Annotated in this window: 9 protein-coding genes and 1 pseudogene; 4 read left to right on the top strand and 6 right to left on the bottom strand. The window is 63.8% G+C overall.

Going from position 1 to position 11,462, the window contains the following annotated elements; genetic code table 11:
- Positions 1-23: 23 nt before the first annotated feature.
- The 4 genes and pseudogenes from BG841_RS11955 to ccmI all read left to right on the top strand — a co-directional run bounded on the left by BG841_RS11955 (position 24) and on the right by ccmI (position 4,348).
- Positions 24-2,035, top strand: a pseudogene (locus BG841_RS11955) (heme lyase CcmF/NrfE family subunit).
- Positions 2,032-2,568: a DsbE family thiol:disulfide interchange protein gene (locus BG841_RS11960; protein ID WP_070057869.1), complete on the top strand. Its 537-nt coding sequence runs from the start codon at positions 2,032-2,034 to the stop codon at positions 2,566-2,568. The pseudogene BG841_RS11955 and the gene BG841_RS11960 overlap by 4 nt, the downstream one beginning before the upstream one ends.
- Positions 2,568-3,041 carry a cytochrome c-type biogenesis protein gene (locus BG841_RS11965; protein ID WP_070057870.1) on the top strand — a complete coding sequence of 158 codons (474 nt, stop codon included), beginning with the start codon at positions 2,568-2,570 and terminating at the stop codon, positions 3,039-3,041. Before BG841_RS11960 ends, BG841_RS11965 begins: the two co-directional genes overlap by 1 nt.
- Positions 3,042-3,076: 35 nt before the next feature.
- Positions 3,077-4,348, top strand: coding sequence for a c-type cytochrome biogenesis protein CcmI (gene ccmI / locus BG841_RS11970; protein WP_070057871.1), 1,272 nt, complete (start codon positions 3,077-3,079; stop codon positions 4,346-4,348).
- A 24-nt stretch (positions 4,349-4,372) separates the two neighbouring features.
- On the opposite strand, the gene BG841_RS11975 is transcribed toward ccmI, so the two are convergent.
- The 6 genes from BG841_RS11975 to BG841_RS12000 are packed head-to-tail and all read right to left on the bottom strand — an operon-like array spanning position 4,373 to position 11,265.
- On the bottom strand, positions 4,373-6,103 hold the full coding sequence (locus BG841_RS11975; protein ID WP_070057872.1) for a BatD family protein: 1,731 nt from the start codon (positions 6,101-6,103) through the stop codon (positions 4,373-4,375).
- Positions 6,097-7,884 (bottom strand): VWA domain-containing protein, encoded by a 1,788-nt coding sequence (locus tag BG841_RS11980; RefSeq protein ID WP_228141652.1) that lies wholly within the window; start codon positions 7,882-7,884, stop codon positions 6,097-6,099. The genes BG841_RS11975 and BG841_RS11980 overlap by 7 nt, the downstream gene beginning before the upstream one ends.
- The gene (locus BG841_RS11985; RefSeq protein WP_070057873.1) at positions 7,877-8,881 is read right to left on the bottom strand and encodes a vWA domain-containing protein; all 1,005 of its coding nucleotides are present in this window, start codon (positions 8,879-8,881) and stop codon (positions 7,877-7,879) included. Before BG841_RS11985 ends, BG841_RS11980 begins: the two co-directional genes overlap by 8 nt.
- Complete coding sequence (locus tag BG841_RS11990; protein WP_228141653.1) at positions 8,875-9,342, bottom strand: DUF4381 domain-containing protein; 468 nt, start codon at positions 9,340-9,342, stop codon at positions 8,875-8,877. The genes BG841_RS11985 and BG841_RS11990 overlap by 7 nt, the downstream gene beginning before the upstream one ends.
- Positions 9,343-9,356: 14 nt before the next feature.
- On the bottom strand, positions 9,357-10,295 hold the full coding sequence (locus tag BG841_RS11995; RefSeq protein ID WP_070057875.1) for a DUF58 domain-containing protein: 939 nt from the start codon (positions 10,293-10,295) through the stop codon (positions 9,357-9,359).
- A 7-nt stretch (positions 10,296-10,302) separates the two neighbouring features.
- Positions 10,303-11,265, bottom strand: coding sequence for an AAA family ATPase (locus BG841_RS12000; RefSeq protein WP_070057876.1), 963 nt, complete (start codon positions 11,263-11,265; stop codon positions 10,303-10,305).
- Positions 11,266-11,462 lie beyond the last annotated feature (197 nt).

Raw genomic sequence — 11,462 nt, forward strand, 5'->3', positions numbered from 1 at the left:
CGAGGCTTTAGCAAGGGGGAATTATGTATCCGGAAGTAGGTCATTTCGCGCTGATTCTGGCACTGTTGATCGCCGTGTTGCTGGCGGTCGTGCCTTTGGTTGGGGCGCTCAGCGGCCGTGACAGTCTGCAGGCGTTCGCCCGTCCACTGGCTGCGGGGCAGTTTGTGTTTGTCGCCATATCCTTTGTGTTTCTGACCCATGCGTTCATGACCGACGATTTTTCCGTGGCGTACGTGGCCAACAACAGCAACAGCCTGCTGCCCTGGTATTATAAATTCAGTGCGGTCTGGGGGGGCCATGAGGGCTCCTTGCTGTTGTGGATGTTGATGCTGGCCGGGTGGACCCTGGCGGTTTCGGTGTTCAGCCGGCGCCTGCCTGCGGTGATGATTGCTCAGGTCCTGGCGGTGCTCGGCATCGTCAGCGTGGGTTTCCTGTTGTTTATTCTGCTCACGTCGAATCCGTTTGATCGGCTCCTCCCCAATGTGCCCGCTGATGGCGCCGATCTGAACCCGCTGTTGCAGGATTTTGGCCTGATCGTGCACCCGCCCATGCTTTATATGGGCTATGTGGGTTTTTCGGTGGCGTTCGCGTTCGCCATTGCGGCATTGATCAATGGACGTCTGGATGCGGCCTGGGCGCGCTGGACCCGCCCCTGGACCACCGTGGCCTGGGCGTTCCTGTCCATGGGGATTGCGCTGGGCAGCTGGTGGGCCTACTACGAGCTGGGCTGGGGGGCTGGTGGTTCTGGGATCCGGTGGAAAACGCTTCCCTGTTGCCCTGGCTGGCGGGGACCGCACTGATGCACTCTCTGGCGGTGACCGAAAAACGCGGCGTGTTCAAGAGTTGGACCGTATTGCTGGCCATTGTCACCTTTTCTCTGAGTCTGCTGGGCGCGTTTCTGGTGCGTTCGGGAGTACTGACGTCGGTGCATTCGTTTGCCTCCGACCCCACGCGCGGGACCTTCCTGTTGGCGCTGCTGGCCATTACCGTGGTGTCCAGCCTGGCGCTGTATGCGTTCCGTGCCCCGGTGGTGCACGCCCGCACCCAGTACGAGGCTCTGTCGCGGGAAGTATTCCTGTTGCTCAACAACGTGTTGCTGGTGGCAGCCACCTTGCTGGTGCTGGTGGGCACCCTGTATCCGCTGGTGCTGGATTATCTGGACATGGGGCGCCTGTCCATCGGCGAACCGTTTTTCAACCTGACCTTCAGTCCCCTGGCCATCGCAGTCGGCTTTTTGGTAGGGGCCGGTATTTTCTCCCGCTGGAAAAAAACCGACGGTGGCTGGCTGGGGCGCAAGCTGCTGTGGCCCGCGGCGATCAGTGTGATTGTGGCTACCGCGGTGATGCTGGCCCACGGTGATTTCAACCCCTGGGCCTTCTTCGGTTGCCTGTCTGCCTCCTGGGTGGTGGTGGCCACGCTGGCCGATCTGTGGCAGAAGTCGGTTTCCCGCAAGGGGCGTTGGCACGGTCTGCGCCGTCAGTCCAGAAGTTACTACGGCATGGTACTCGGCCATATCGGGCTGGCTCTGACCATGGCCGGTGCCACGGTGGTGTCCAATTACGGGATTGAGCGGGATGTGCGCATGTCTGTGGGCGACAGTTACGAACTGGCGGGTTATCAGTTCACCTTCACCGAGGTGGGGCAACGCCAGGGGGCCAACTTCACCGCTCAGTACGGCCGCTTTGAGATCACCGCCGATGGCCGCAGGGTGGCCACCCTGTATCCCGAGAAACGCCAGTATCTGGTGCAGCGCAGCACCATGACTGAAGCGGGCATAGATGCGGGCCTGTTCCGCGATTTGTTCATCGCCGTAGGCGAGCAGGTGGCCGATGACGCCTGGGCGGTACGGGTGCAATACAAGCCGTTGATTCGCTGGCTCTGGTTGGGGGCGCTGTTGATGGCGCTGGGCGGTTGCCTGGCGGTTGCCGATCGGCGGTACCGGATTCGCGACCGGGCCGGGCAAACAGCACCGGTCACCGCCGGCCAGCCGGGGACACTCGCAGCTGGCGGCCCGGTTGTGGAGGCGCGGTCGTGAAGCGCTTATTACTGTTCATTCCGGTCATTTTGGCGGTCACCCTTGGGATGGTGTTGTTTGCCGGCATCGGTAAAGACCCCAGTCATCTCGAGTCGGCCTTGATCGGCAAGCCGGTACCGGCCTTCGAGTTGACCAATTTGCTGGCGCCCGGGGAACAGCTGGACGAGCAAGTATTCAAGGGCCAGGTATCTTTGCTGAACGTCTGGGGTACCTGGTGTCCGGCCTGCCGGGACGAGCATGGCGAGCTGGTACGTCTGGCTCGCAGCGAAGGGGTGCGCATTGTCGGGCTCAACTACAAGGATCAACGGGATCTGGCGTTGCAGTGGCTGAGCGGTCTGGGTAACCCCTACGCGGTTACCCTGTATGACCCGGCAGGCCGGGTGGGGTTTGATCTGGGGGTGTACGGTGCCCCGGAAACCTACGTGATCGACGGTGACGGCATTGTGCGCTTTCGTCATGTGGGCGTGGTGACAGAGCAGGTCTGGCGGGAGCTGCTGGAACCGGTGGTACGCCAATATCAGGAGCAAGGTTGATGCGTAATCTCATCTTTTTATTCATTCTGGTGGCCCTCCTGCCGAGCAGTCTGCTGGCCGCGACGGAAGTCTATCCGTTAGCCACGGCGGAGGAACGGGAGCGCTTCCAGGGGCTGCTGGCGGAGTTGCGTTGCCCCAAGTGCCAGAACCAGAACATTGCCGATTCGGACGCCCCCATTGCGCAGGATATGCGTGACGAGACCTATCGGATGGTGCGCGACGGCGCCAGCAATGAAGAAGTCTTTGAAGCCCTGATCGCCCGTTTCGGTGAGTTTGTCCGCTACAAACCCCAGTTTGACCGCCGCACCGCCTTGCTGTGGACCACTCCCATCATCGTGGTGTTGATCGGCTTGCTGGTGGTCATCGGCACGGTGGTGCGCGCTAAACGTCAACCCCAAGCGACGGCTACCCTGACGGATGAAGAGCGTCAACGGGCGCAACAGATACTGGAAGACGGCAATCCGAAGCCGTAAGTTCACCCGCTTTACTGATCAACCAATGGCTTTTTATGACAACCACGTTTTGGCTTACCGCAACTTTGCTGGTGGCACTGGCACTGGCGTTCATTCTCTACCCGTTGTTCTTTAACCGCGCGGCAAAACGGGCCCAGTCCGATTTGCGCAACCACAACCTGATGGCCTACCGCTCCCGGCTGGCGGAACTGGATACCGAGTATGCCGCCGGCCTGGTGGATGACGACAACTACCAGCAACTGAAAGACGAGCTGGCGGGGGGCTTGCTGGACGACGTGTCCGGACTGGAAACCGCCCCCCGTGCGGTGGATTCGCGCCGCACCGCAGCCATAGTGGTGGTACTGGCGAGTGTGTTGCTGGTGCCGGCCGCGGCGGTGTATCTGTACCAGCAATGGGGGGCCATGGAACGGCTGGAGCAGTGGCAGACGATGACCGAGATGTCGGCCACCGGGGCTGGCCGCATGGCGCAGATGGTGGAACTGACCCAGCAGTTGCGACAGCGCCTGGAAGCCAGTCCCGCCAACCCGGACGGCTGGGCCATGCTGGCGCGCTCCTACATGCGCATTGAACAATACGCCGACGCCGCCTGGGCTTTTGAACGCCTGGCGGAGCAGGTGGATGAAGCCGGCGCCCGGGCAGCGGCCTGGGGGCTGGTGGCCCAGGCCCGGTTTTTCGACAGTCGGGGCGAGTGGACCGCCGCGGTGAACGGTGCGGTGGACACAGCCCGGGCTCTCAATCCGGACGAAGTGAATGCACTGGGACTTTTAGGTATCCGGTCATTCGGCGAGCAGCGCTATGAGGACGCCATCCAGTACTGGGAGCGCATCGTTGCCGTGGCGCCGGATCATCCACAACTGGAATCCATTCGCGAGGGTATCAAACAGGCGTATGCGAATCTTGGCCGGGCGATGCCGGATGCAGCGGTGGATCGCCCGGACGCGGTCAGCGCAGCCGGCGTCACCGTCACTATTGAGCTGGCGGATGCGTTTGCGGCGGAAGTACCCGATGATACGGTCTTGTTTGTGTTCGCCCGCCAGCCGGGAAATAGCAGTGCCCCCCCGTTGGCGGTCGCCCGGTTGACCGCAGCCGACTTGCCGCACACCCTGCGCCTGGATGACCGTTACAACATGACCCCGAGCGCCCGCCTGTCGGACGCGGAGCGAGTGCGGGTGGTGGCTCGCCTAAGCCGGTCGGGCAACCCGTCGGCACAACCGGGCGACTGGCAGGGACAAGCGGCCGACTTGCTGGAGGTGACGGACGACTCCGGGCCGGACACTCGCATCGTGATCGATCAGCGTCTGCGCTAACCCGGTCCCTCTCGGCCGGCCGGTTCAGCGCCGGTCGGTGAGCGCCGGCGGGTACAGCGGTGGCAGCAGCCCGGACGATTGCGCGCGGGCCGCCGGCTGGTGTGCCCGCAACCGTTGCAACCCGTTCACCAATTCTTGACCGTCCCACGGGCCGGCAGCGGGTTGCTGGTGCGCCCCGAACACCCGCCGTTCCAGCCGCTGGATCGCTGTCCTCAGCTGCGGATCGTCCGCCCAGGCAAGCACGTCATTGACGCTGGTAAAGGTTGCTCCCGCTACCCGCAGGCCCATCCATGCGGGCAGGAGACTGAACACCCGGGCTTCCCCGCTTTTCGCCGCCGCAGTCAATTCCGCGTACAGCTGCGGCTCGCGGTCGTCCATCAGGGCCGTACGGACGGGTGCCGGACGCCGGACCTGTCGTGCCCACAACAACAGGGTAACCAGCCAGCCGGCGCCCATGATGGCCGCAAGCCAGAGCCATCGATGGGATACCGCCGGCACCCCGTTGTCCGCCGTGCTCCCGGATGGCAGTTCGCCGGCGCCGCTGCCGTCGGTGGGTTGTGGCGCTGCGGTGGGGGTTGGGGGAGCCGCGACAATGGTGATGGTTTTGGCAGGCAGAATCGCCAGCTGTTCACTATCGGTGGTGGTGTCCCACCAGGGAATGCGGATTTCCGGCAGGGTGGTGGTGCCCGCCGTCACGCCGACCAGGGCGGACTCAGTAATCAGGGTGCCAGTGAGGCCGTCAAGGTCGCGATCGGTCACGCGCCGGGGCTGCTCCGGGTAGCTCTTCAGCCCGGCGGTGCCGCCGGTTTCGGGCACGGCGAGCACTTCCGCGGTCAGACCCTCGGCCCTCAGGGTCAGCGTCCGGGTCAGACTGTCGCCTTGCTGCAGCGACAGGCCATCGGGAATGCCGGACTCGGTGAGAGTCAGGCTGCGGGCCGGTAACCAGGTGTCCCCGCTGAAGCTGCCCGGGGGGGCTTTGACCGGCACATCGAAAAACCGGGCGCTGTCCCGAAGGAACTGGAGCCGTCCGGACGGGTCTCTCACCTGGCCCTGAAATTCAATGGGAGCGAGCGAGAACTCCCCGACCTGCTGTGGGAACACCGCGTAGCGACGCTCGACCACGCGGTACTCACGCCCATCCCGAAAACGGCGGAATTCACGCTGCTTGCCCAGGGGTTCAATCAACGCACTGGCATGGGAGGGCTCGCTGAGTTCTCCCTGCAGCAGATTACCGCTGAAATACAGACGTACGGTGAGCCGGAGCTGCTCCTGCACATAGACCGAGTCTTTATCTGCAACCAATTCAATAAACGCCTGACGCTCCCCCGGTGCGCCGCCGGTGGCAGGCGCGCCGGGTTTGACCGAAATGGTGTGGGCGCTGGAGGTGGCCCCTTTGAAGGTGAGCGGAGGAATCAGCAACTCGCCGCTGCTGAGGGGGGCCAGGTGATAGGTCCAGACAAGCTCGCCACTTGACTGGCCATTGACGGTGCGCATGCTGTATTGCTGATTGCGGGACAGGATTTTGAAGTGGTGTTCCAGCCCGCTGAGGTCGGGTGACGGCAACTCGGCCAGGTTCAGGTCGAACACGCCGCCGGGATTCCGTGACAGTGCCAGCGTGCCGGTGACCGTAAGGGTCAGGGTTTCGGTTTCATGCAATTCGGTGCGGCTGGGCTCCACGGTCAGGGTGGTCTGGGCGAGGGTCGCCGAGGCCCACAACAACACGAGCGCCAGGGTTAACAACTGCCGTATTACCATGGTGTATCACTCTCGTCTGGTTGCGTCTTGCGGGACTGGTACTGCTGCAGAAATTTGCGTTGCAACAGACTGCCGGGGTGGTCCGGTATCCGGCGCAGCCATTGCTCCTGTTCCTGGTTGAGTGGCGAGGGGGTCAGGTCAGCCGGCTGGTCTGCTGCCCCTGCGTCGCCGCCCCGAGGGGAGTCTGCGGCGGGGGGCTTGGCAGGCACGCCATCAGGCTCGTCGGAACTGCCGGGGGCATCGCCTTCTGCCACATCGGGGGGGGAACCTGCCGGGCTGTCGGGCGCCGACGGGGCAGGTGACTGGCCTGGCTGTGATTCAGAGTCACCGTTTGTGGACCGCTGATTGTCCTGCCCGGCCTGACTGGCGTCCCCCGGCTGGGGTTCGCCCTCCTGGCCCTCCTGGCCCTGTTGGTCCTGTTGCTGTTCAAGCAGTGATTGCACGAGCTCTGCATTGGCCCGGGCGTCGGCATGACGCGGCTCCTTTTTCAGAGCAGTCTGATAGGCGCGCAGGGCTTCTTCCAGACGGTTCGCCCGGGCGAGCGCATTACCCCGGTTATAGTGCGCATCGGCATGGTCTTGCAAGCCGAATTGCTCGGCGGCGGCCGCGTACTCGCCGGCCCGGTAGAGCGCGCTTCCTTTCCATGCGGGATCCGTAAACCGGCGGGCCGCCTGTTCCGGATCCTGTTCGATGAGGTCCGAGCCGCGTTGGTCGGGTCGTGCCCACAGACCGGCCCAATCCAGGGCCAGGGAGGGCCGTGGCAGCGCCGGTAGCAGCACAACCAACAGAAGTAGCAGTGTGCCTCGGCGCCAACTCCACAGGGTCAGCGGCAGCAACAGCCAGAGCAGCCAATAACCGTCATCCTGCCAGCGGCTTACGGTCAGTTGGCGTTCGGTCTGTTGCCAGTTGTCGCTGTCGGCCGAACGCAACCGGAGTGCACGGATATCGCGGTCATCCAGTGTCAGGGCATGACTGGCTCCCCCGCTGGCACGGGCCAGGGCCGCCAGTGCGGCGGGGCGGGCCTGCGCCATCACAATCCGGTCGTTGTCACGGATGAAGCCGTGTTTCGGCAGGGGCATGGGGCCGCCCTCTTCAGTGCCTACCACCAGCGTACTCAAGGTATAGGGTGTTTTGGCAAGCTGCCGCTCAATCCGCTGGGCGTAGGTGTCCGCAAGGTCATCGGCGATCAGAACAATACGCCCCTGGCCGCGAGCGCCCTGATCCAGCAAGGTGACGGCCCGGGCGACACCGAGATCCGCACGGTTACCCGCAGCGGGCATAGTGAACGGATCCAGTGCCACGAGCATGCCTTCGATGGTGCGCCGGTCGTCGGTCAGGGGGGTGACCACATGGCCATCAGCTGCGTACACCACCAGCGCAGTCAGGCTGCCCGGCCGGGCTTCGAGAAGATCCCGAATTTTGCGTTTGGCCAGGGTCAGGCGGTCGGGGCTGACGTCGGTTGCCAGCATGGACAGCGACAAGTCGAGGACGATCACCAGGTTGTCGTTTTGCTGCTGCAGAGGCGTGGGTGCCTCGCGCCAGGCCGGTCCCGCCAGGGTGACAGCACCCAAGGCGATCATCAAGACCGGGAGCACCCCGGCGACACGGCCGGTAGCGGCGGGCTGGCCCCGGGCGCCGACCAGCGGGGCCAGCAGGTGGGGTGGAATGATCCGGCGCCAGCCACTGTCCTGTCTGAGCCCGTGGCGTAACAACCAAGGCAGCAGCGGCAGGAACATCAACGCCAGCAACCACCAGGGCCGCAGGAAATGAAACTCAGTCACGGGTTCGCCTCCATGCAACGTGACCGATGCTGCGCAGCAACAGGGACAGCAGCCATAACAGCGATGCCCCGGCCACCGGCCAGACATACAGCTCATCGGTCGGGCGGTAGGATTGACCCTCCAGTTCAATGGGCTCCAGCTGGTTGATGCTGGCGTAGATACTTTCCAGTTCCGCCAGATTGCGTGCCCGGAAGTAGCGGCCCCCGGTCTGTTCCGCCATGCGTATCAGCAGCGGTTCGTCGAGGTCAGCGGACGGATTGACGCGTCTCGGTCCCAGCAAGCCACGCTGGATCATGGTTTCAGCGCCTATGCCGATGGTGTAGAGGCGCACGCCCGTCGCGGCGGCGATTTCGGTGGCTTTGTCGGGGGTCACTGCCCCGGCGGTGTTGGCCCCGTCGGTGAGCAAAATTACCACCCGTTGCTCCTGGGGACGGTCACGGAGATGTTTGACCGCCAGGCCGATGGCATCGCCGATCGCGGTGGCGCGCCCGGCCATGCCGATTTCCGCCTCGTCCAGCAGGGTGGCGAGGGTGGCGTGGTCGAACGACAGGGGGACATGCATATGGGCCTCGGTGGCAAATAACAGTAAACCCAAGCGGTCGCCTTCGCGCTGGCTGATGAAATCGTTGACCACCGCTTTCACCGCGTGTAAACGATTAATGCTGCGCCCCTGCCAGACCATGTCCCGCTCCTGCATGCTGGGCGACAAATCCACCGCCAGCAACAAGTCACGCCCGCTCACCGGCAGGTCGACAGCATCGCCCACCTGCTGTGGCCGGGCTATGGCCACTACCAGCAGGCCCCAGGCAGTCAGCAGCATCAATTGTTGCCAGCGGGGGCTGCGGTGGCCGGTTTTGCTGACCCCGGGCAAATCGGCCAGCCAGTGACCGACCGGCATGGCGGGTGCCGCCACCGGTCGGATCGACCGACGTTTGTACAGCAAGGGCAGCGGCAGCAACAGCAGCAGCAACAACCAGGGATAAGCCAGCGTCAACATCGCTGTCTCCGGAGCCAGAGACGCGCCTGGGCAAGCGCCTGCTGCGGATCACACTCAGGCGTGGCTTGCCAGCTGGCGGCCACCATCGCGTCAATGACCGCGGTGCACAGAGGAGGGGTGTGCCCGCCGGTTTGCAGCAGAAACTCCCCCCAGGCCCGGCCACTGAGGCTGTGCGGTTGACGCTCGGGGTAGCGGGTGCGGGCGCAGCGTTTGAGCAGACCGTTGAGCTCGCCAAACCAGGCAGTGTCGAAAACCTGTGCCTCATGCAGGCGGTTAAGTTCAGCCTTCGCCGCTTTGAGCCAGCGATTACGGCGGTAGTGGCGCCTCAACCGCACGACCAGGACCCAGATAATCACAAGCAGCACAGCGGCCAACAACCACCAGCCGGGGGCGGGCGGCCAGACGCCGCCGGGCATGGGCAGGTGGATGTCTCGCAGCTGGCTGAGGGGGTCTGGTGTCATCATGCGGCTCCCGGCTACCCGATGGTTCCCCGTGGGCCCAGCAGTTGTTGCAGCGCCGGGGCCGGGTCCTCGTCGGTAAATACGGTGTGATGGTGGGTCGCGGTCGCCGAAAAACACCGCGTCAAACGGGCTTCGTGTGTGCGTACCCGGTGCTGGAAGGCCCGTTGGAATTCAGGGTTGGCGCCATCGAACCACACGGGACCCTCGGGGCTTGCGACGGCAAACCGCCCCTTGTCGGGCAGGTGGCGCTCCAGCGGATCGACGATGCGAACAGCCGTAACGTCGTTGTGTTGCGACAGCGCACCCAGCAGACTGGGGGTGTCATCCGTGACGCGCATAAAATCACTGATCACAAAGACCCGGCTGCCGGTATGGCTGACCCTCCGTGCCTCCTGCAACGCGGTGTCGAGGGCCAGAGCGGACCGCGACCGGCCCGTGTCGGTCCCGTCTTGTTGCAAGGCAGCCAGGGTGCCGAGCAACTCCAGCACCGACTTCTTCCGGCGTGCCGGACGCTGGGTCACAATCTGATCCTGATTGAAGACGATGCCGCCCACCTGGTCACCGGACCAGAGGGTCAGCCACGCCAGAATGCCGGTCAGCTGTGCCGCGCGAACCTGTTTGTAGGCCCCGGTGCTGCTGAAAAACATGCTGGGTCCGAGATCGCAGATCAGCAACACCGGCCGTTCTTTTTCTTCTTCAAAGAGTTTGGTGTGGGGAGCCTGACGCCGTGCTGTCACCCGCCAGTCAATGCTGCGGATGTCGTCACCGGGCTGATAGGGACGGACTTCCGAAAACACCATGCCCCGGCCCCGGTGGGGTGACCGGCGGGCACCGGCCTGGCGGCGGACGCTGCTGGCCGGGGGCAGGCGTAACGCCCGCGCGTCGGCCTGCAGGCTGATCAGTCTGGTGAGACCGATGCGGGTGGACTGGTCGGTGGCGATCAGGGCGGGCATGTCAGACTCACGCGGCTACCGGCAGGTGCTCAATCAGCCGCTGAATGACCTGATCGGTAGTGACCCCTTCGGCCTCCGCCTCGAAGGTCAGCAGCAGCCGGTGGCGCAGCACATCAAACGCCATCGCGCGCACATCGTCGGGGGTGACATAATCCCGGCCCTGCAACCAGGCCAGCGCGCGGGCACACCGGTCCAGCGCAATGGTTCCCCGGGGGCTGGACCCGTAGGCAATCCAGCGGGCCAGCTCCGGATCGAGTGCCGCCGCATCGCGACTGGCGAGAATCAGCGCCAGCACATAGTCTTCAACGGCCTCCGCCATGTACACGTCCGCCACCGCCTGACGCGCTGCAAACACCTGCTCAGCGCTGATCCGGACGGTCGCTTGCGGCTGGCCCATCCGGTAATCGTTGCGTGCCAGCTGAAGAATGGCCCGTTCGGAAGCGGCATCGGGGTAGCCAATCAACACCTGCATCATGAACCGGTCCAGCTGGGCTTCCGGCAGGGGGTAGGTGCCTTCCTGTTCGATGGGGTTTTGGGTCGCCATAACCATAAACAGACGATCAAGCGCGAAGGTACGGAGGCCCACACTGACCTGTCGCTCCCCCATGGCTTCCAGCAGCGCCGACTGAACCTTGGCGGGTGCCCGGTTGATTTCATCGGCCAGCACCAGGTTGTGGAAGATGGGGCCACGCTGGAACTCGAACTGTCCGGTTTCGGGACGGTATATCTCGCTGCCGGTCACGTCAGAGGGCAACAGGTCCGGGGTGAACTGGATCCGGTGGAAATCACCCTGCAGGTGATCGGCCAGGGCTTTTACCGCGGTTGTTTTGGCCAGACCCGGTGCTCCCTCAACCAGCAGGTGGCCGTCCGCCAGAAGGGTTATCAACAAGCGCTCAACCAGGCGCTCCTGACCGATGACACGTTGTTTGAGCTGAGCTTGCAACTCACTGAAGGTTGGCTGTAACGACATGGACAATAGATGCCTCTTGGCCCGAATAGGTTGATGACGAAGCAGCACTAGTTTTGTGGGCAAGAGCTGCAAAAATCAAGGGCTTGACTATGCTTGTGTGACAGTCGTGTTGTTTTTTGGAGCCTGTGCAGAAAAGCGCTCTGCAGTAACAGCGCGTGGTTGCTCATCAGCCACGATGTTCGCCGGTTTTATTACGG

The organism is Marinobacter sp. X15-166B (assembly GCF_001752365.1).
Classification (GTDB): Bacteria; Pseudomonadota; Gammaproteobacteria; order Pseudomonadales; family Oleiphilaceae; genus Marinobacter.